37 protein-coding genes are annotated in these 20,032 nt (G+C 34.0%); all 37 read left to right on the top strand.

The window, feature by feature from the left end:
• The first annotated feature begins 903 nt into the window (after positions 1-903).
• The 37 genes from NKT06_RS18715 to NKT06_RS18535 all read left to right on the top strand — a co-directional run bounded on the left by NKT06_RS18715 (position 904) and on the right by NKT06_RS18535 (position 20,023).
• Positions 904-1,152 carry a hypothetical protein gene (locus NKT06_RS18715; RefSeq protein ID WP_253437791.1) on the top strand — a complete coding sequence of 83 codons (249 nt, stop codon included), beginning with the start codon at positions 904-906 and terminating at the stop codon, positions 1,150-1,152.
• A 151-nt stretch (positions 1,153-1,303) separates the two neighbouring features.
• Positions 1,304-2,491, top strand: a complete 1,188-nt coding sequence (locus NKT06_RS18710) for a hypothetical protein (protein ID WP_253437789.1) — start codon at positions 1,304-1,306, stop codon at positions 2,489-2,491.
• A gap of 546 nt (positions 2,492-3,037) precedes the next feature.
• Complete coding sequence (locus tag NKT06_RS18705; protein WP_253437786.1) at positions 3,038-3,718, top strand: hypothetical protein; 681 nt, start codon at positions 3,038-3,040, stop codon at positions 3,716-3,718.
• 188 nt (positions 3,719-3,906) lie between these two features.
• A complete protein-coding gene (locus tag NKT06_RS18700; protein WP_253437783.1) occupies positions 3,907-4,248 on the top strand; it encodes a hypothetical protein in 342 nt (113 codons plus the stop codon).
• Positions 4,249-4,372: 124 nt separating this feature from the next.
• A complete protein-coding gene (locus tag NKT06_RS18695; protein WP_253437780.1) occupies positions 4,373-4,615 on the top strand; it encodes a hypothetical protein in 243 nt (80 codons plus the stop codon).
• Positions 4,616-4,646: 31 nt separating this feature from the next.
• On the top strand, positions 4,647-4,862 hold the full coding sequence (locus tag NKT06_RS18690) for a hypothetical protein (RefSeq protein ID WP_253437777.1): 216 nt from the start codon (positions 4,647-4,649) through the stop codon (positions 4,860-4,862).
• 671 nt (positions 4,863-5,533) lie between these two features.
• Positions 5,534-5,782: a hypothetical protein gene (locus NKT06_RS18685; protein ID WP_253437774.1), complete on the top strand. Its 249-nt coding sequence runs from the start codon at positions 5,534-5,536 to the stop codon at positions 5,780-5,782.
• A gap of 37 nt (positions 5,783-5,819) precedes the next feature.
• On the top strand, positions 5,820-6,077 hold the full coding sequence (locus NKT06_RS18680; protein ID WP_253437771.1) for a hypothetical protein: 258 nt from the start codon (positions 5,820-5,822) through the stop codon (positions 6,075-6,077).
• A 14-nt stretch (positions 6,078-6,091) separates the two neighbouring features.
• Entirely contained in the window at positions 6,092-6,283 is a 192-nt protein-coding gene (locus NKT06_RS18675; protein ID WP_253437768.1) for a hypothetical protein, read from the top strand.
• Between the two features lie 18 nt (positions 6,284-6,301).
• On the top strand, positions 6,302-6,502 hold the full coding sequence (locus NKT06_RS18670; RefSeq protein WP_253437765.1) for a hypothetical protein: 201 nt from the start codon (positions 6,302-6,304) through the stop codon (positions 6,500-6,502).
• A 2-nt stretch (positions 6,503-6,504) separates the two neighbouring features.
• Positions 6,505-6,669: a hypothetical protein gene (locus NKT06_RS18665; protein ID WP_253437761.1), complete on the top strand. Its 165-nt coding sequence runs from the start codon at positions 6,505-6,507 to the stop codon at positions 6,667-6,669.
• Positions 6,670-6,717: 48 nt separating this feature from the next.
• Positions 6,718-6,990 carry a hypothetical protein gene (locus NKT06_RS18660; RefSeq protein WP_253437758.1) on the top strand — a complete coding sequence of 91 codons (273 nt, stop codon included), beginning with the start codon at positions 6,718-6,720 and terminating at the stop codon, positions 6,988-6,990.
• 162 nt (positions 6,991-7,152) lie between these two features.
• Positions 7,153-7,395, top strand: a complete 243-nt coding sequence (locus tag NKT06_RS18655; RefSeq protein ID WP_253437755.1) for a hypothetical protein — start codon at positions 7,153-7,155, stop codon at positions 7,393-7,395.
• A gap of 73 nt (positions 7,396-7,468) precedes the next feature.
• Positions 7,469-7,648, top strand: coding sequence for a hypothetical protein (locus tag NKT06_RS18650; protein ID WP_253437752.1), 180 nt, complete (start codon positions 7,469-7,471; stop codon positions 7,646-7,648).
• A gap of 22 nt (positions 7,649-7,670) precedes the next feature.
• Positions 7,671-8,711 (top strand): hypothetical protein, encoded by a 1,041-nt coding sequence (locus NKT06_RS18645; protein ID WP_253437749.1) that lies wholly within the window; start codon positions 7,671-7,673, stop codon positions 8,709-8,711.
• Between the two features lie 175 nt (positions 8,712-8,886).
• Positions 8,887-9,522 carry a DnaJ-like cysteine-rich domain-containing protein gene (locus tag NKT06_RS18640; protein ID WP_253437746.1) on the top strand — a complete coding sequence of 212 codons (636 nt, stop codon included), beginning with the start codon at positions 8,887-8,889 and terminating at the stop codon, positions 9,520-9,522.
• A gap of 19 nt (positions 9,523-9,541) precedes the next feature.
• Positions 9,542-9,715 carry a hypothetical protein gene (locus NKT06_RS18635; RefSeq protein WP_253437743.1) on the top strand — a complete coding sequence of 58 codons (174 nt, stop codon included), beginning with the start codon at positions 9,542-9,544 and terminating at the stop codon, positions 9,713-9,715.
• Positions 9,716-9,787: 72 nt separating this feature from the next.
• Complete coding sequence (locus NKT06_RS18630) at positions 9,788-9,988, top strand: hypothetical protein (protein WP_253437739.1); 201 nt, start codon at positions 9,788-9,790, stop codon at positions 9,986-9,988.
• 475 nt (positions 9,989-10,463) lie between these two features.
• Positions 10,464-10,730 carry a hypothetical protein gene (locus NKT06_RS18625; RefSeq protein ID WP_253437736.1) on the top strand — a complete coding sequence of 89 codons (267 nt, stop codon included), beginning with the start codon at positions 10,464-10,466 and terminating at the stop codon, positions 10,728-10,730.
• A 35-nt stretch (positions 10,731-10,765) separates the two neighbouring features.
• On the top strand, positions 10,766-11,131 hold the full coding sequence (locus NKT06_RS18620; protein WP_253437733.1) for a hypothetical protein: 366 nt from the start codon (positions 10,766-10,768) through the stop codon (positions 11,129-11,131).
• A gap of 539 nt (positions 11,132-11,670) precedes the next feature.
• Entirely contained in the window at positions 11,671-11,997 is a 327-nt protein-coding gene (locus NKT06_RS18615; RefSeq protein ID WP_253437730.1) for a hypothetical protein, read from the top strand.
• Between the two features lie 128 nt (positions 11,998-12,125).
• Positions 12,126-12,518, top strand: a complete 393-nt coding sequence (locus NKT06_RS18610) for a hypothetical protein (protein ID WP_253437727.1) — start codon at positions 12,126-12,128, stop codon at positions 12,516-12,518.
• Positions 12,515-12,889, top strand: a complete 375-nt coding sequence (locus tag NKT06_RS18605; RefSeq protein ID WP_253437724.1) for a hypothetical protein — start codon at positions 12,515-12,517, stop codon at positions 12,887-12,889. The genes NKT06_RS18610 and NKT06_RS18605 overlap by 4 nt, the downstream gene beginning before the upstream one ends.
• 181 nt (positions 12,890-13,070) lie before the next feature.
• Positions 13,071-13,973 (top strand): DUF3298 and DUF4163 domain-containing protein, encoded by a 903-nt coding sequence (locus NKT06_RS18600; RefSeq protein WP_253437721.1) that lies wholly within the window; start codon positions 13,071-13,073, stop codon positions 13,971-13,973.
• A gap of 543 nt (positions 13,974-14,516) precedes the next feature.
• A complete protein-coding gene (locus NKT06_RS18595; RefSeq protein WP_253437719.1) occupies positions 14,517-14,672 on the top strand; it encodes a hypothetical protein in 156 nt (51 codons plus the stop codon).
• 42 nt (positions 14,673-14,714) lie between these two features.
• The gene (locus NKT06_RS18590; RefSeq protein ID WP_253437714.1) at positions 14,715-14,855 is read left to right on the top strand and encodes a hypothetical protein; all 141 of its coding nucleotides are present in this window, start codon (positions 14,715-14,717) and stop codon (positions 14,853-14,855) included.
• Between the two features lie 30 nt (positions 14,856-14,885).
• On the top strand, positions 14,886-15,047 hold the full coding sequence (locus NKT06_RS18585; RefSeq protein ID WP_253437711.1) for a hypothetical protein: 162 nt from the start codon (positions 14,886-14,888) through the stop codon (positions 15,045-15,047).
• A 489-nt stretch (positions 15,048-15,536) separates the two neighbouring features.
• Positions 15,537-15,845, top strand: a complete 309-nt coding sequence (locus NKT06_RS18580) for a hypothetical protein (protein WP_253437708.1) — start codon at positions 15,537-15,539, stop codon at positions 15,843-15,845.
• A gap of 151 nt (positions 15,846-15,996) precedes the next feature.
• The gene (locus tag NKT06_RS18575; protein WP_091019917.1) at positions 15,997-16,179 is read left to right on the top strand and encodes a hypothetical protein; all 183 of its coding nucleotides are present in this window, start codon (positions 15,997-15,999) and stop codon (positions 16,177-16,179) included.
• A 304-nt stretch (positions 16,180-16,483) separates the two neighbouring features.
• Positions 16,484-17,161 (top strand): AbiTii domain-containing protein, encoded by a 678-nt coding sequence (locus tag NKT06_RS18570; RefSeq protein WP_253437705.1) that lies wholly within the window; start codon positions 16,484-16,486, stop codon positions 17,159-17,161.
• A 3-nt stretch (positions 17,162-17,164) separates the two neighbouring features.
• The gene (locus NKT06_RS18565) at positions 17,165-17,386 is read left to right on the top strand and encodes a hypothetical protein (RefSeq protein WP_253437702.1); all 222 of its coding nucleotides are present in this window, start codon (positions 17,165-17,167) and stop codon (positions 17,384-17,386) included.
• A gap of 44 nt (positions 17,387-17,430) precedes the next feature.
• The gene (locus NKT06_RS18560) at positions 17,431-17,706 is read left to right on the top strand and encodes a hypothetical protein (protein ID WP_253437699.1); all 276 of its coding nucleotides are present in this window, start codon (positions 17,431-17,433) and stop codon (positions 17,704-17,706) included.
• 36 nt (positions 17,707-17,742) lie between these two features.
• Positions 17,743-17,994 (top strand): hypothetical protein, encoded by a 252-nt coding sequence (locus NKT06_RS18555; protein ID WP_253437696.1) that lies wholly within the window; start codon positions 17,743-17,745, stop codon positions 17,992-17,994.
• The gene (locus tag NKT06_RS18550; RefSeq protein WP_253437693.1) at positions 17,958-18,809 is read left to right on the top strand and encodes a DUF262 domain-containing protein; all 852 of its coding nucleotides are present in this window, start codon (positions 17,958-17,960) and stop codon (positions 18,807-18,809) included. The genes NKT06_RS18555 and NKT06_RS18550 overlap by 37 nt, the downstream gene beginning before the upstream one ends.
• Positions 18,810-18,847: 38 nt before the next feature.
• Positions 18,848-19,201 carry a hypothetical protein gene (locus tag NKT06_RS18545; RefSeq protein ID WP_253437690.1) on the top strand — a complete coding sequence of 118 codons (354 nt, stop codon included), beginning with the start codon at positions 18,848-18,850 and terminating at the stop codon, positions 19,199-19,201.
• Between the two features lie 282 nt (positions 19,202-19,483).
• Complete coding sequence (locus tag NKT06_RS18540; RefSeq protein WP_253437687.1) at positions 19,484-19,783, top strand: hypothetical protein; 300 nt, start codon at positions 19,484-19,486, stop codon at positions 19,781-19,783.
• Between the two features lie 48 nt (positions 19,784-19,831).
• Positions 19,832-20,023, top strand: a complete 192-nt coding sequence (locus tag NKT06_RS18535) for a hypothetical protein (RefSeq protein ID WP_253437685.1) — start codon at positions 19,832-19,834, stop codon at positions 20,021-20,023.
• Positions 20,024-20,032: the final 9 nt, after the last annotated feature.

Below are 20,032 nucleotides of genomic sequence, written 5' to 3'. Positions count from 1 at the left end.
ATATATTTCTCAAAAAAATATTTCAAAAACTCAAATTTTCAACAAATTTCACCTTACACTCAGTATACGGGGTGGGGGTATAATATAATCACTGGGTAACAGTGTTTGCGTAAATCATGACTTATTATAACTAATTGATAATTGTCCACTATATATATCGTCTCACATTTACTATATCCATCCTCATCTATCCATCTCTATTACTATTCATATTCATCATTCATATGCTTACCACTGTATCCACTCCAAATACTATCTCATTACCTTACTGATCTTCTCACACTGTATTCATCATACCTAGGCATTCACTGTTTAAATATAATTTTCAATTTTCATCATTGAATCTCCAATCCTAATTTTCATTTTAAAAATCCCATTTACCTTTTCATCTTCCACATATCCATTACAACTCACCAAACTATATCAAAATAAGAATTAAAATATGTACAAACACATATTAATATGATATAATTATCTTACAAGGTTGATACAGGGGGTGAATACATGATACCTGAACCACTATCCAATGATACATTGCTTACACTTATACCTCAACTAGCATCACAAGGCAATATAGAGTTATCATCACATGCTGAACTAAGACTTAATCAGCCTGATAGGAATTTCACTTTTGAACGGTTACTGTTCATACTGCGACATCCTAAGTCAATCACATCTGAATGGGATGAAGAGAGGAAGCGATACAAGTATAAGGTACAAGGTTACAATAGGAGACATGTAGTAGTTAGCCTTATCATAAGCAATACATATATCAAGGTAGTCACGGTGTTCTAACTGTGGCTACTGATTCACCTATTTAAATTACATACGATTGGGGTATAATACAATATGATTACATATGGCAAGAGAGTAGCCAATACATTAAAAGAGGAGGTTACATATATGAACAACTTCAATGATGCATACAACAATGACAAACAATACAAAGAGTCATTAATCAACAGTGTCATATCTCCAGACAAACACGAAGCATACGAACAGGCAGTAAGTTATACTATTGACGACTTGGTTGGAGTATTGGAAGCATACAAGCATGGATCTATTACAGATGAGAAAGAGGCACAAGAACAGATTAGAGTATTCTTGGAAGAGTACACTGTTAAACTAATCAATATTATCAAAGGGAAATGATTATTGTTTCTCTTTTATGAATGAATATATGTAACTGAATTATCATGATTGTATTCACGCTTTCACTCTAGCCATAGGGTTTTACATATATGATTATCATTTCAAATTGAAAGGGTGAGTAAGCATCACGATTAAAGTAGTAGACTCAATTATGGGTTCGGGGAAATCGACCTTTGCAATTGAAAAAATGAATAAGGACACAGAGCGTAAGTATATTTATATCACTCCATTTCTAGACGAAATAACACGAGTGAAGCATTTATGTCCAAACAAGAGATTTGTTGACCCTAAGAATTATGACAGTGAAGGACACTTTCAAAAGAAACAGGATTCTCTTCATAACCTTTTAGCTGCTGGTCACAATATAGCGACAACTCACTCACTGTTTAAACAGTCTAATGAAGAAACTAAAGAACTTATTCAAGCAGGGAACTATGTTCTAATATTGGATGAGGTTATGGATGTGGTCGATCATTTAACAATTAAAAATTCTGATAGGGACTTATTGTTTGAAAATAAGTTTCTCAATGTGGATGATGAAGGGTACATAACTTGGAATAATGATGATGAGAAGACGCGCAATTACGATGGGAAATTTAACGATATCAAACACATGGCAAACAACAGGAATCTTTTATTCTATAAAGGATCTATCCTCATCTGGACTTTTCCTATTTCTATTTTTGAAGCATTTAAAGAAGTGTACATCCTAACGTATTTATTTGATGGTCAGATTCAGAAATATTACTATGACTTAAACAAAGTGCACTATGAATATTATCACATTGAAAATTCGAATGGTGAATACAATTTACAGAAGGGTAAGAATAGGAATCCCAACATCAAAGCGCAATACGGGGATTTGATTGATATATATGATGGTATTCTCAATGATATAGGCAATGATAAATATTCTCTTTCAATGTCTTGGTATGAAAACAGAAATCAAGCTGTTACCAAGTTGAAAAATAATGTGTCTAATTACTTTAAACATAAAATGAAAGCCAAGTCTAAAGACATCATCTGGACAACATATAAGGACTTTCAACCTAAAGTTAGCGGCAAAGGTTTTCAACGTTCTTATATTGCTGTTAATCTAAGAGCAACCAATGATCATAGACAAACAAAGTATCTGGCTTACACAGTCAATAGATTTATGAATCCAATTATAGAAGGTTTCTTTATTGAAAGAGGAGTAAAATTAAATCATGAACTCTGGTCAACTTCAGAACTTATACAATGGATTTGGAGAAGTTCAATACGAGATAATAAAAAAGTGTATATTTATTTACCTTCTAAACGTATGAGAAACTTGCTAAAAGAGTGGTTGGAAACTTAGGTTGGGAAGTTTTAGTTCCCAAGATTGAAAAAAAGTCCTTATGTACCAACGGTTTTGAGACTCGCCTCTCGGAGAAAAAAATGTTATTATTAATTAATACAAAAGACTAAAAATACAAAAATATAAATGAATTATTATGCATTATAAATTCATAAATATACATAGTTATAATGAATCAATAATAGTAGGTGGCGAGATCCATTCCGTTTCACTCCATGGCTGTCGCTTCACCTTCATCCACAACAAAAACCGTTGTGTCTGTCATTGGCAGTATTCCTTAGACTAACTCTAAAAAAAGTTAGTCTATTTGTCATTAAGAATAAAAATATGTATTGCGTTTTAATGATTAATCATATATAATAAGTATATAAGGTAAAGGAAAACGAACAGAGGAGTTGAAACCTATGTGTCAAACTAAACTGGCAATTATGAAGTCACAATGGGCACGTAAGCAAGCATTGAAAAGTAAAACAATCGTAGGAACATTGATCCTTCGTTAATATAAGAATTAAAATACAAATATAAAACTAAAGGGGATTGAATGCAATGACAAATTTCAACCAAATGGATATGGATTATAAAGTGGACTACCTTTCTGAGTTGTTGGCTGAGCAGATCCGTAAATTTGACGATAGATATAGCAACTTGTCTGATACTGAAAAAGGTTCTGTAAAATTGGGATTTCATCTTGATTTAGCCGACAGCAATGTAACTGTAACTGATGAGTTGATTGAAGCTGTTAAGGTAGAATTCACCAGTTCACCAATTATTGATATGTTGATTGAATATAAGCAATTAAACACTGTAGAGATAACAGAAACACAACAAGTAACTCTTAATAAACTCGAAGAAGGACGCAAAGTGAGTATCGTTAAATTCACTGAGTTCGGATTTCCACAGCTTATTCATACGGTTGTTCAGTCTGTTAAGGTTGATCGCTACGCACAGTATGATAATGCATTATACATAACTCACAAACCTAAACGTAAACGGTCTAATTGGGTTGAAATTATCTTACCTTATCAAGAGGTTACAGTTTATGAAGGTTGGATTGATTTTGATATCGATGCAATATCTCTTACTACAATCACTTCTAATCAACATGTAACTGTTAAGCAATCTAGATACTCAAGTTTTGATCCTAGATATATGGCTGATATCAAATCTTCGTTGTCTATCTCACCACTAATCACTATCAACGAGAAAAAGGAGGAAATCACATGTTAAGAATCTATTACATACATCCAGTACATAAAACCAATCCATACGCAATGTTTAAGCAGCCAGAGCGAAGAGTACATTCACAAAATCAGACTAGACGTTCATCAGTAGGGTTATCCTTCAGCCAACACCTTGAACTGGTTGAATCTTTGATTAAACAATAAAAATAATAATAGGATTGGATGTGTATTTGAATGAATAAGATTACTCTGATGTTGATGGTGTTTGTAATGAGTTTGATGGTAACTAGTGCAGCCTTTGCCAAGACAGATAGTGTGACCACTAAACAAGCTACAATGACCATAGAGAAGGTTTACTACGCTAAGGGCAGCGGTTATTACCTTGCTCATACAACTAAAGATAAGGAAGGACATTTCTGGGTGTTGCAGGTGACTGAAATAGCAGCACAGAAAGAAGACGAGTCATTTACACAAGTATTAAGAAAGCAATATCAAGGTAATCAGGTAATAGTCACATATGTTGAACCAATTGACTCGGATGAAGAGGTTGAAATTTGGAGTGTTAAACTAAAATAACTTATCTAAGGGATTCCTAAAAAGGAGTCTCTTTTTTGTATTTAAGAATAAATATATGTATTGACTATTAATTGATTATCCTTTATAATTACATTAACAAGTTAAACAAGAGGAGATGATACATATGTTTAAATTTTTCAAACGTATCAAAGAAATTAAGGCGGTAAAAGAAGCGGCTCGAATCGAGGCAATCAATGTTCGACTTGCTGATGAGCGCGCTAAACATGAACGCCTTTGTGCAGAGTTCACTGCAAAAGAAACTGCTCGGCTAGAAGCAATGCGCAAGGAAAGTAGCGAGAAGTGGAAGCAGCGCTTCCGTGAAGAGTGTGAACTGCAAGGCAAACAAGTACCGGCATACATGAAGTGATATAATGATCACCATATAAGGAGGGATACAATTGGAAAAGACTAAGTTTGACGGTTTATACGAATACATGGGCTATGTCATTTATAATGGAGGATCAAAACATGAATGGGATGTGGAGCCAATGAACTGGGATATCAAAGCCATTGAGAAATTTAAAAGCCAGACAGAAAGCCACAAAACTTTAGCTAAAGCAAAGAAGTGGATAAAAGAAAACGTAAATAATATAAGAGAGGCAGATTACTCATAAGTGATTTTGGGCTTGTGAGTACTTACTTAATAATAAATATATGAATATAACATAAAATACTCATTTCATAAATAATATAATTAGGAAGTCGAGGCACAGTGATGAGGATAGAACCTCTGAAGCCGCTCATACCTTATGGGGTTAAAATGAGGGTGCTAAACTGAGTGCAGGTTGGACTGGGGTACAACTTCCTAATTACAAACTCTAGGCGGTGGTAAATTGAAATTCGTAAAATACAAGGGCTATTATCAAAGCGAGGATTCTAACTACCGTATCATAAAAGAGGGTCGTTTCTGGGGAATATGGAAGAAGTATTACGAACCTGACATAAGGATTTATATTTATGACGGTTATCATGAAATTTGGTCAGGACATAAGACACTTAAAGACGCAAAGGACCACGTTATTGAATATATTAAGGAAAAAAATAATAAATAGGTGATATAAAAATGAGGCCTTTAACAAAAAGAGAGCTAATGAGTGACCTTACATACTTCTGGACTAGAGCCAATGAGGACAATAAAGGCATGACAGCAGAAGAGGTTAGAAATTTTATGAAAGAGACAAAGCTTTATCTTCGTAATGAGGAGAGCTTATCTAAGGGCAGCATGTGTGAATGATCTACAAGATTAAGTAAAAGAGTGATTTCATCCAGATGCGGAGGGATAGAAATGGCGGTGAGAAAAACACACAACAGGAAAACAGATAATAGATTTTTCTCTACGGATATGAACGAAACAATCAGTAAGGCGAAAAAACATTATAAAGTGTTTGGAGAGTTTTACGTTAACACCGTTATAATCGACAACATTGTCTCCTACTATGCTGGCAATCAAAAGAACAGCACGACACAAACACACTTTATAAATACTTCAAATTATGGCGATAGAGCGAGCTGGAAGGAAGTAGTGTCTGAATAAAATTCTTGTTTTACTTAAATTAGAGGAGGAAAATATCATGATTTCAACAGCATCTTACAAGGCTATCACTAAAACAGTTAAGAAGGTTATAAAAAAGCTAGAAGAGAATGATATCAGCTTCGAAGTTCAAGGCGATGAACATTCCTTTGCTATAACTCCAACTTGCACAATCAATACACAGCTTTCAACAATTGAAATACATAAAAATAAAATTACAGTAAATGAAAAAGAAGTTAAAGACTTGGATGAGATGATGGAGATCATTGACGAAGCTGAATTTCAAATTAACTTTTAAGAGGAAGTGAATACATGAAAAAGGTACTGGAGTACATCCACGTAACTTATCACTATGAATCCAGAGAAGAGCGAGAGGATCACGTTTTACAGATGGAATCAGAAGGATGGGAATGCAACGGTCAAATTAAAGAAACAGCATCACTGCACACTGGAGAATATGTCTACTGTGGGAAATTCGTAAAGTACAATCCATTTATAAGATAATACATAGGAGTGATTTTATTGAATATAGCTGAAAAACAACAATATGACAAAGGTGTGTTTTATTCGGATTATGACGTGGAAACAGATATGTACGGTGTTTTTCATACTGACTATAGGCAAGGACATTGTTTTGGGTTGTTTTTGGGTAGAGAAGAGGCAAACATTGAGGCTAAAGAGAGAAATGATACTAGGAATTATCTAATTGAAGGAGTGAATTAGTTATGAAAGATGAATTAGTCATTACATTGAAATCAACTAATAGCGCTACAGATATTATAGACTTTGTTACGGCAGTAAATAAAACAAACAACTTGTCCGCATTGATGCTACCAAGATTGGAAAATAGTAATCAAATTCAAATTGAGATTTATAAGATCAATTCTTAACCGACTTCATATAATGAATTTAGTTAAGGAGTAATAGGAGGTGTTTGTATGACAGTTGATGAAAGCCAAGACTTGGCTAAGAAGGTTATTTATTGGGCAAGCAAGGGTTATGAAATTACCTATGACATCGTTAATCAAATTGACAATGGGAATCAAAGAGATGTTGAATCTGCGCGCGCGCCACTTCACACGTTCACCGTTTATGTTTTTAGCAAAGAACAAGAGGACTATATTTATATGATAAGTCATGATGATCCGATTGAGGCACTGAAAGACGGCATTGCTTATTGCGAAGACAAGTTTAAAGATTATGTCTATTGACAGTGGGATGAAGTGGATTGAAGCTTAATAGTGCATGAATATACAGTACTAAAAGTATAGAACTCGTGATTAGTGATAATTTAATTCATCATTATGCATAAATGTAATGAGAAAAGAATGCTCTTGCTCTTCATATCAATAAAAAAACTAGGGGGAATTGAAATGGGAAGTAAAGCAATTTTAAAGAACAGAACTCATAACTTAGAATTAATGATTACTGAAAAACGAAGCGTGAAGGATATTTTAACCTATGCTAATTTTATAAGAAAGAAATTGATTGAGAATCAAATTTTTGATACTGAATCAATTGATAAGGTAATTAGTGAAGTGTTATCAGATAACTGCAACATGAAGAAAATAGGAGTAGCACTAGACGAATTAGATAAACTTATTGAAACAACATAAAACCAAATGAATTGCTTATTTGACTAAATTTTTTTGAGTATATATTAAAAATAATTTTAAGGGGGTGAATACTATGACACTAAAAGAAAGGACTCAATCCATCATTGATAACTATGGAGTTAAGAAATCATTTATTGCGAAGAAATTAGGAATCAGTAATGCGTTATTCTCACTATTTATAAACGGGAAACAGCCTCTACAGAAACCTGAGATTGTGAAGCTTGAGAATTTTATTTCTACTTATAAACAATAAAATAACATTGGAGGACTTTATTATGAGTGAAGCAATGCAATTGGAGAAGTTCGTTGATGATCAAACGCTACGAAATGAATACATAGAAAAAACAGAAATACTAAACAAGGTTAAAGCTTTGAGTTTGTTACCAGATGGCGAAAATATGACGATCAGACAAGCAGCGGAGTACTATGAGGTAAGTATCGAAACTATCAGGAAAACCATTCAAAGAAACAGACAGGAGCTTTCAGAGGATGGAATTAAAACCTTGTACAGCAAGGATTTGAAAGAATATAAGCTGACTCTAGGACATAGTGTCCCAGAGTTGGATAGAGTGCCTACAGCAATGATTTTGAATCGTAGATGCTTACTACGTCTTGGAATGCTCCTCAGAGATAGCGAAGTAGCTCAAACAGTAAGAGAGTACTTATTGAAGGTTGAAGATACACTAACTGACTCACAAAAAGTAGAAATTCTGGGTGGATGGTCGGACGAAGAGTTGTTGTTGGTCGAAGAAATGATTCAGAAAGAAAAGGCAAAAGGAAGTACTAAAAAAGTAGCAATCGAAGCGGTGTCAAAGATTCTGAAAAGGAAAGAAAATAACATTAATCAGAAATATTATCAAATTACTAAAAAACATGGATCTGTTCACAATTATTTAGTGGAGAAGAATGTAATTCACTTGGGTAGGATAGAGAACGCAGAACAAGTCGAGAATTCCCCCGAGACGGATATAGTATTAGATGTACCGCAAACTTTAGCTGGGCAGCTAGAAAGCATTCTGGGAGATATGAGGTCTAGCATAGGGCATATCTCTCAGATCAATGAATTGAAATTAGAAATTGCCGAACTTAAAAATCAGCTCAAATTAAAAGATGTAATTATAGAGGGTAAGGATGCACAGGTTAACAATAAATCTAAAGTGAACAGCAAACTTAAAAAGGAAAAATCAGAACTAGAACATAAATTGAATTTTATAACTCAAATCATAAACAGTAGTAAGGTAGTTGATAAGAGTCAAACGGAAAGCGCGGAAAGTAAAAAGTATTTGCTGAAGAATGGAGTAGTTGAGACCAAATAAAACCAGTCTTTCATAAGCAGCCTTAACGGGCTGTTTTTTGTTTGAGTAAAACAAGACTTTTATCAGGATTAACACTAAAATAATACTTGCATATGTATATTTATTGTAGTATAATTATGGTACAAGATAAATACATAGCTTAACACAGGGATTATATAACGTAGGAGATGAGACTATGAAAACATATTCCATCACACAAAATAAGATATTTGATATAATGAAAGTGGAAGATCGAAATCCTGCAAAACTTTTCAAACGTCTTAAAGAGACAGGAGCAGCGCCTTGTTGTAAACGCTGTGGTGGTTCTGGGAGGTATTCGTATAACCTAAAAGACGGATCAATTTGTTACGGTTGCGGCGGAGCTGGCGTAATCATTGAAAATGAAAAACAACTACTTGAAGTCGTCTCTTCTAAAGTAATTCAGGACAAGCTCGAAACATATTTAAATGAACTTGCTCTAAAAAAAACGAAGAAAAGTGAACCGATTGTAGAGACTGTTGTAAAGTTTGAAGAACCAGAAAATCCCGAAGATTACTTGATGAAGCATTATAATGATGCAATAGAACGTATGGATTGGGAATTTGTTGTTAGAATCATGACGATTATGAAAAATAAAGGAGCCCAATCTGAAGGAAAGTTGGCTACTGAGAAACAAATATCATATATCAAATCACTTGTTAAAAGAAAGAAGCCTAACATTCAAAGCGATATGGACAACTTGCAACAACTAATAACAGACTTTGAGGAGGATCGGAAGAACATAACACATGCTGAAGTGAATTATATCATTAACTGGCTGACAGAAAAATAAAAAATAAAGGAGGATTAAGATGATTACTAAAGTAACCCAATATAAAGGATTCAAGATACATAAAGAAAATGATAACTATATTATTTACACTAAGGAAGAATGGTCTTATGGAAAAGGGATAAGACAGCCTGAGTGGGACACCAACTCTGAGTCAGAAGCGAAGTCATTTATCGATGCTTATAATACATTATGACTTCAGTCAACTTTAAAATAATGAAGTTCAAATGAAATTTTAATTTGATCATCTTTCGAGAGAATGAACTATATGAATAATCAAGAGGGAGTAGTGAAATTTATGTTAAACAAAGAGGTTTTGATTGTAGATGACTCATCTAAATATAAAGGTAAGGTTGGCAGGGTTGTTGAAATTAGAAGCGAGGGTTGCACTGATAAATATATGATTAGTTTGACTAACCCACTTGAACCCAAGCCTTTTTCAAAGAAAGATATTGAATTACTGGACTAAATGTTACTTTTACATAAACAAAGAGGAGTCAGCATTTAAGCAGCTCCTTTTTTATTTTTTCTTTATTACAAAATACAAAGACGCAATAAGAAGTACTGTAGCTATAAACAGTACAGCTATAACATATTCAATCTCTAATGTTGTTTTGTAAAGTATGTATCCAACTAATGCTAACAAGTTGCCGATCAACCAGAATATTGTACTTCTATTCATAAATCATCACTATTCTACAAATCTCCTTCTAAAGTACTAGGACATAGGAATATTTTAGTTGATAGGAACTTCTTTATCAAGTAAATGCATTGTTAAATGAATCATTTTTTAATAAGAATGAATATACGCATTGTGTTTAATATGGTTATATAGTATAATGGTTATAGGTTAAAGATACAGCGTACTCAAAAAAGAAACAATGTGCTGGAACAATACATAATGTATTTGAAACAACGATTTCATTTAGAAAAGGAGGCTAACATTGAATTTTAAACTTATTGAGGAACTAGATACTGACACCGAAATTGATTGGTGGAATAGCAACAGGGAAAGAGTAAATGTAGTCATTAGATCATTTAATGATTGGCAGACAACTCACAGGTTTGATGAATGGGAAGGTAAAGTAGTAATTGCCAAAGCTGAAGCCTGTGAACGGTATGGAGGAAGATACGATTTCTCTGGTTGGCTATTTGAAATTCTTGATGAGATTAAGGAATTTGTAAGAAGTAGAATAGATGATTCTGAGTAAATACAGTATTTTACATAGAAAAGGATGAGAGATAATTGAATAAAGAAATCTATAGCAGAAAGACTCCAAAGGGAGTAAACAATACTCCTGCATTCAAATTAAAAGCGAGAGTTATGGTTTTAAAAGGTGGTAGCGATGCACTCCATCTGATGGGCAACATTGGAAGACAGGAAGACGATTTAATCAATGTAGTTGCGGAAGATGGGAACTACTACATCGGCACATTCTGTGAGGGGTTTGGATTCTTTGATGTACACTTTCTAAAAGAGAATGTACGACCAATGAATAAGGAAGAAGTAGAGAAACTTAATAGGACGTATCACACAATTAACGGTAGAGTTCTTGGTAAAAACCACTATAATCCCGATGGTTATTGGATTGGCAATCAAGAAAGTAATTGATAGCAGGAATTTATTCAAAATTCAGGAGGAATCAAAAGATGATTGTTGAAAAATATGGAGCCAACAAATTAGATAAACAAAACAGTTTCACTTTGACATGTAATAAGTGTGGTAGTAACAATACTAGCATTATGCCATCTAGTCACTATGATAATGGTCAATATTCAAGACCAACAAGAACTTCGTTGATTTTAAAATGCTTATCTTGCAGTGAGAATCATACCTGTAACATTGCATAAGAAGCCAAATGAAACAGTTATTTTATAAGGAGCGAATAAAAGCTATGAAGTTAGTATGTGACTGTGGAAATGTGAGTGAATATAGTATTAAGAATTCTTTCACAACAACTGACGGTAACTTAGAAAGCATTACATATGATAATGGTGAATTCAAAGGTTTTTATATTTCAATTATTAGCGAACATCATGGAATTATTGAGATACACTGCGAGTCCTGCAAGAAGGAAGCTCAGTTATCATAAGATGATAAATGTTGAATTTGATTGAAAAACTAACTATACATATAGGGAGATGAGTTAAATGGAATGGAACTTTTTAACCGGATCACAGAAGCATAGAACTGCTATGAGAGCAGATGAAGCTATCGAATGGGATTTGGAACTAGTCACACATATTTTTGGCCTTGCTGCTATCGCAAAAAGCGAACATAAATTTTATGATCCTGAACACAAGGTTGACTCAATGAACATAAGAGTTTTGATCGACAATATAGAAGTTGATCCATCAATAGGGTTTAGTCGTCTTCTTGGTGTCATCAAGAGCTGCGAAGAGGAAACAGAAAAACAAAAGAAGTTTAAATACGACTTGCAAAGATTTATTGCAGATTGGGAAGATACAAATACCTAATGAAAGTCTGATTTTATAATGTTATTTAAGACCCAATCTCAGAAGGATAAAATGGAAATTATTTAAAGACATTAGTCATTATTTACTATATAATTAGCAAGTTGACTAGTACATTAGGAGGTAGTGTTTTGAAATTATTGAGAATCTTAGCTTGGTTAATCGTGCCCTTTATCATGATTTTTATATCGTGGAAGAGGCTAGGTAGGGTTGCAAGAATTGGCGGAGCTATCTGGGCGGGTCTAGTTCTATTAATAATTGTGATACCACCTGAGGAAAATCCAGATACGTCGGCAACGGCAAAAACAGAAGCAGAGGTTTCACAGGAAAAAACGCCCAAAGTGGAAAAAGCAGTTGCTGTGGTTGATACCAAAACCGAGAATACAGATGATAAAAAGGCCAAGGAAGAGGCTAATCTGAAAGCCAAAACTGACGCTGCTGCTAAAAAGGCCAATCAAAAAGAAGTACTAGCATTTGAAAAATCTGTTTACGCACTAGAAGAGAGAGTATGTCGCCAATTATGAGTACATATCAAGAAGCTATGACTGGTTTGGGAAATGGTACTGTTGATATTTATACTGTCTATGAAGCAACAGAGAATGCGAAGAAAGCTGCTGATCACTTGCAGTCTAAATTTTATAATTTAGATGTTCCTGAAGGTCTCCCTAAAGATGTAAAAACAAAGTTAAATGGAGCCACTTCTGATTTAAGTACGGCCTACTACTCTAAAGGTAAGGCATTCGATGCTGTTCTTGAATTCTTAGATGACCAAAAGCCAAGCCATATGTCTAAGTTTAAAGATGAAATTGCCATGTCCGATTCATTTGTTATGAATGGAATCTTGAAGATAATGGAAGCCAAAGAAGCTGTGGGATTGAAGTTGGACGCTAAATAGATTCTATTTTAGAGGGAGTGTCGATTTTAAGGGCGCTTCCTTTTATTTTATTTACGGTTTGTACGAATGGTGATTTTTTTAATGAAGATTTCAAATTATCTAAATTGTAAACTTTGGCAATTCACATTATAATCCAGTTGTTCACATATGGTTTACTAAACATGACAATGGGGGAGTTAGTTTGAAAAAAAGTATTTTAAGTTGTTTTGTGGCAATTCTAATTTTCGTTTTTATCGTTCCTCAACATTCCTCTTTTGCTGCTACAATTTTACCCGTTAAGACAAAAACACACGATTATAAGGGGCAAAAATATGTTCAATTGACTGGTGGTAAGAAAAGTGCAATAGATAAAATTAACAAGGAACTTAAATTACATGCTGTTACAGCAGCTAAAGTAAATACTGATGTAAAAAAAGAGAACAAGTCTCATTTTTATAGTTCAACTTCAAGCACTAGATACAACAAGAACAATCAAATTTCTGTTGTATTTATAGATGCCATTTACACAGGTGGAGCTCATGAAATGTTCTCTACATACACATACAACTTTAATTTGGATACAGGTAAGAAGATTGAAATGAAGGATATTGTTTATACTGAAAGTCAGATTAGCAATATGATAATTTCAATCAGTTACAATTTAACTCTCTTAAAGGAGTCAGGAAGAGCAATTTTTGATGAGAATATTTTCGATTTCCCTATTTCTCCAGACACTCCCTTCTACTTGTATGATGGAGGGATAGTTATTAAATTTCAACCCTATGAAGTAGCGCCATTCTCCGAAGGCTTTGTAGATGTGAAAATTCCCTATTCAGTAATCAATGGCCCCGATATTGCAAAATCAAATAGCGCTACAGTTCCTTCTTCCAGCTATATTGAATCTAAAATTGATGACGATTTTGAAGGATATGATGAAGATAATTTGTATGAGTTATCAAACGGGCAGATATGGAAGCAGGTAGAGTATAAGTACTCATACACATATTCATATAGACCTGACGTGATTATCTACAAAGACGGATCTAGATACTATATGAAAGTTGAAGGAATGACGGATAAAGTTCAAGTTGAAAGAATCAAATAGTTGGATATGGGCACGGTTCAAATTGAGCCGTGTCTTCTTCTTGTGAAAGATTAATTTTACCCGAATGGTCAGTGATGTTAAAATATATGTACATATAGCATCTTAGAACTGACTGGATGGTGGATAACATGAGTAATATTCTTGTAAAATGCTCTAGAGAAAGATGTAATAACTACAGAAACGAAAACGATCCTCTTGGATTGTGTTTCGTATGTCAGGAATACATGCTGAATGCCGCTGAAAGAATAAGAAAAACCATTAAGAAAACTCCTCAATCGCCTTCCAAATATCCCTATAAAACTAAAGAAGAATTGAGTAAGTTTGCCTTTAATGTTTGTTTAGTAAAAAAATGCAAGTCTAGAGTCTTTATGAGGGAAAGATGTAAGAAACATTATATTGAATATATGAAAAAGAATAATAAAAAATAGACTCAAACAGAGATGCTAATTAGAGCATCTTTTTTATCTCTTAAGAATAAAAATATGTATACAAACAAATAGTTTTATGATAATATAAGATTATCAAATAGAAGAGGTGATCACAATGTATCAAGTGGTTGTCATTGAGAAAATTTTTGGTAAAATTGCTAGGAATACATATGGGTTTCCAACTGAAGACCAACGAGATTTGTTTCGTGAATTGTGTGAAGATGATAATGTAATCGTCCTTACTAAGGATCGAATTGCGGTTCCAGTTTAGGTGAAACTATAATTTGATCAAGATATTAAAGGGGGAATTATTATGATGGGATCATTTAGTGTTGAGTGCTCAGGATGTGGAAGAAAAATTGATTTACATTCAAGTAAAGAAGATGAGGATTATACAATAGAAAATCATGGTGAGGAAGAGTGTTTCTTTTGTAAGGAATGTAACTCACAATGAAATGATCCTTTCATAAGGGAGTTGATATTGATGGCTAAAAAGCAATGCTATATGTGTCAAAAAGAAATTAACACAAAAGAAGATTCCCATTATAAGTTTGGCGGGAAGTATATCTGCTACACAGAAGATACGGAAGATTGTGTAATTACTTATTGTTATGAGAATCGTATTGATCCACTTGAAAAAGATTGAATCAAATGAATATTTTATTGAGTTAAATTACTTATTTCTTTTTTTGAAAAAACCTAATAAAAAGGCAAAAATTATAATAACGAGAAAAAATCCCAAAGATATCACCCCTTTTTTGGATTATAGCATGAGCATTGTTGTTTGAATATCGGAAACCTTAAAAGATCAAAACTTATTGTTTTAATTAGTTACTAACCATCTAATATAATAAAAAGATTATTTTATGAGGAGACGAACAATTATGAAATGCTATGCTTGCAATTATATTCATGATAGTGATAAGAATCCCTCAAAGCCATGGGATACAGAACTATGCATCGAGGAAGGGTCGAAGCCATTTCAACACCTTGAAACCACTGTTCATATCAGAACTGAAGCAAATTACGGAGGCCCCCTGCTCAATGAAGTCAATTTATACGCCTGTCCTAAGTGTGGGACTGTAAGAATGGAAAGATGGTAAAAGGATTCTTTGATTAAGAAAGGAGGGAATGAATGGATTACCTTAAGATCTTGTCATCGAGGTTCAACCTGAGAGAGGAATGGACAAGACACGGTATTACCGTTTTAAAGAGTAGTGAATTATATATTCAACTAATAGAGCCCAATCACAGGACAGGCTTTCAGTATTGTTTAAGAGCTGACTTTCCAGAGACATTTAATAGATGGGCTTTGGTATTGTTTGAAGAGGAATTCTTAAACGATGGAGGATTCTTGCAAGCATTAGAGGCACTTGATACTTTTATAAGTGATAAAATAAATATCGTTAAAGAAAAGATATCAAAAGGTGTAAGACTGGAATAAAAGAAGTATTTGATTTTTTAAAAAAGAGGTGTGTAAGATGGTATGGGTTTATATACTTGTTTTAATCATCCTTCTTGGGGTCGGGATGAGTCTCCAAAGGCAATATCGAGAAAATAATAAACAATAAAAATACGAAAAGAGGAAATTATAAATGAATACATACAACTTGATTGCTAACGGAACTGTTATCGAATCTATTGAAGAACAAGGCCGCTGCCAGAACACAATGGCTTACGTTTTAATGGATCGCGTATATGCCCTTACATCTCAATTGAAAGAGCACATTAACGTTATTGTAAAGGAAACTGGAAAGGAGCATTATTATAATGTTTAAACATGGTAAACTATTTTCAGATGGTACATTGAGAGTGCTGAGTCATAGTGGGAATTGGGTTAAATTAAAAGAGGCAGCAGAGAAATATAATACAAAGTAAACTAATGAGGAGCGACTATATATCGCTCCTTTTAAGTATAAAAATAAATATTGTATTGTAAAATACTATGTGATATAATTTCATTATCAAGTTACGATGTATTGGATGAAGCAACAGTGTACTGTTAAAGTTTACTACTATATAATTATGACATACATATGATTGTGAAAGGTTTATTTCATCAGAATTGAGGAGGATACAGCAATGAGCAGAAGTCAACTCTTAAAAGATCTAGTTAGCGGCTCTATAACTTTGGAAAATATACTTCTAAGATTGAAAATTATTCTTTCAGACCTAGAAAATGAATGGATTATGGAGTGGGTTAATGGAGAATTAGAAGGGTTTGGAGAAGAAGATAATCTTCCTAAATACAGAATGTTGACTGGAGTTCCCACGGGCACTTTTATTGTTAATGGCAGAGCAAAATATACCAATTCACAAGTTCCAATCGAGTCACTCTTAACACTGGAGGAAATAGAAGAGATAATTACTATATATTTACGAGATAGTGTGTCAACTTTACAGTCCATATTGAATTCCGACAAACAGGGAAAGTATGGGAAACAAATACCCACATACGAATGTCACTATATTTCAAAACCACATTTACAAATTGCTAGCATGAATATTGTCATTCCTCATAATCAATTAACCGACATAGTATTGAAAGTTAAGACAAAATTACTAGACGTGATCATGGAGCTTGAAAAAAGATTTACGGATTTAGATGAATTGGACATTAAATCTCAAATTCAGAACGATGAAGCTAAAGAGATTATCGTTAATATTATTGGTCAAATTATATATGAGGGATCAATAGATATTGGCGATAACAATCATGTGAAGAATTCGCGTATTGGTAAGATGTCTGGGAGGGAATAGAAGATGAATATAAAGATTGGTGACAACAATAAAATTAAAAATTCTTCGATTGGCAAACAAGTTAATTTGAATATGAATGAAAATGATAAGAGCGATCCTAAGCCCAGTTCGTTTGCTCAAAGGCATCCAATTCTACTTTCTGTAATAATTTCGATTGCTACAGGATTCATCTTGCTGTTCTCCTTTTGGAGGAACATCATTAACATCATTGAAAGTCTATTTTAAATCAACTTAAAATAACTATTTTATATGAAAGGAGAAAATATAAAATGAGATGGTCTGATCTTACTAATGAATCACAATCGATTCTAGAATGGCAAGAGCATGTTCTAACGGGCAAACCTCAGACTCTTGTCATTGAACGCGGCAAAGAATTCTATCAACGCTGCCCAGCTTTTACTGGCGATGTAAGAGTATTTGTATCTGATAGTATATTCGAAGAGATCCAGCAATGGCTTCCTCATGATAACGGCATTACATATAAAATTGATGGGAACAAGATTACAACAGAGTTCAAAGATGAAATAAAATCAAAATTGGAATGAAGATAAAATGACTGTTTTATAGGGATGTGAGTAGCGATGAAATTGAGGGCTCTGAACAGAAATCCTTGGGATGATTTTGATGTTTGGCAGGGGAGATTTAAAGGACATGTGGTTGAGATAGGGTTTCCGTATCGTGATATAGACAAATATGGTAAAGGATATAGGGTCACAATTAAATATAAAAGAAGTATCGTTCACTCCTCTAAATTGCTTTTTGATGGACTTGAGAAAGCAAGGGAGTTTTCGATTCAATGGATAGCAAATTTATTAGAAGCGAGGGATACATAATGGCAAAAAGGAAAAACGAGGTAAACCAAGAAGAGTTGGCTCAAGCAGCACACGAAAGAGCCTTGAAAGAACTAGAGGAAAAACTACATCTTATCTCTGAACCAACCTATATCTTTGAAATAGGTGAACCAGTATCATTAGGAGCATTGGAGGACGTAGTTGTCTTAGCTAATCTCCATGAAGGAAAAATTGTTGAACTTGGGTATACTTCCGTCAAAACCAATTATGGAAATCCTATCAGAAATGAAAATCAAAAAGGTTACTGGTTGTGGACTGAAATCAGAAAGTTGAACTCCAACAGAGACTCGCATGTAAAAAATGAAGACATTAGACTCAGCTACTCTCAGATGGGACTAGAATCGCTATTCCATAAGGCATATTATTTTGGCGTTGACTTTGATCCAGAATATCAACGGAATTATGTATGGAATGAAAGCGATAAAGTTAAACTAATTGATGCGATTTTTAATAATGTGGATATCGGCAAGTTTGCATTTATTCATCTCTCTGATGAAGAGTGGGAAGCGAATGGTCGCAAGTACTCATATGAGATACTTGACGGGAAGCAACGCCTCAGAGCTATTTTGGATTTCTATGAAAGTAGATTCAAGTATAAAGGATTGTATTTTAAAGATATGTCTCCAAGAGATCAGTTGCATTTTAGAAGGTATGCAATTAGCTCTGCTGAAACACGTAATCTGGACAGAGAACAAAAATTAAGATACTTCCTTATGTTGAATACTGGTGGAAGAATTATGAGCGAAGAACATCTTGATGTCGTGCGGGAGTTGCTCAATGAGGTTCAAAAGTCTTAATCAAATGGCTATTTTACGGAATTGAGAGGGAAACGAGAATGATCTTCAAAAAGAAGAAAAGGCACGAGTACGAGAAGCTTAGAGTCATGGTTCTAGATCCAGACCTAGGGTTTGATGTTAGGTGGATGGAGAATAGAATGGGTAGTCTTTCTGAAATTATAGGGAGTTATCCTCTAGGTTCGTCAATTAAAGGAACAAATTTGAGCGCTCAATCAGTACCAGCGGCAGCAAGTGAAGATAAAAGACCCAACATCACTGTAGGAGACAGGCAGCTTACTGGAATAGTTGTAATTATGGCTAATGACGGAGACTGGAGTGGGGGCACTAGCAAAAACATTTCAATGTCCACAGATGATGTGAAGTTTATTTTGAATACCTACGATTTAAAGTAAAAGATGTGTTTCACAGGAGGGGGAGCAATGTGGATATAAGGTACATACTATTACTGTTGCAATTCTGCGCTTCTTTAGCCTCAATACCAGTCGTTCTAACGATGTTTTTCATTGATTGGGGGGTTAGTGTCATCTTCCCTTTCATTGTTGCGCTATCGTGGTATATAACCTGTTTTCATAATCCTGTTGCGAGGGATTTGTGGGAGAAATGGAGAAACAAACGAAAATAAAATTACTGTAAAAGGCATGTTTCATTGAGTATATTTGTTTGGAGGTCTGAATGTGAACATTCATATTGAGGATATTGTGAGTGGATACAGAGTAAGCGTTGTACATGATGACAACAAACCTTCCACCAAGAGGATTACTGAAATAAACTTAGGAAACATATACAATATTGTAGGGCCTCTATACAGCAAACAACAGAACATGTTAAATAAGGTTTGTACAGTAATCGAATTTATTGAAGATAGATCTGGATTCCCATCGAAAGCTAAAGTAAGATATGTTGATAATAACAGGGTGGGGAGAGTTTCATTGTATAATCTTGCAAGTGCTAGCAGCGTACATGAAAATTTCTAAGTGAGATACAAGATTTACATAGAGTAAAAAAAAGAGGAGTGTACTCTAATGATGAATTTATTTTTGAAAATTTATGTCTGGTTCAATGGTGGAGAGATCTATTATAAAAATGGGGAGCAATTTGTTCGATTAAAAAAGACAGTAGGGTTAATGAGAACAGGTGGATATATTTTAGTTGACTATAAAGTTAAAAATATCAAGGGAGTTCCTTTCCTGTCTCCAGTAAGTCTTAATCAGTGATCGCTTTTA

This window comes from Paenibacillus sp. 1781tsa1 (assembly GCF_024159265.1).
Classification (GTDB): domain Bacteria; phylum Bacillota; class Bacilli; order Paenibacillales; family Paenibacillaceae; genus Paenibacillus.
Note: the sequence above shows the minus strand (reverse complement) of the source record. Positions and strands in the feature narration are given on the sequence as shown.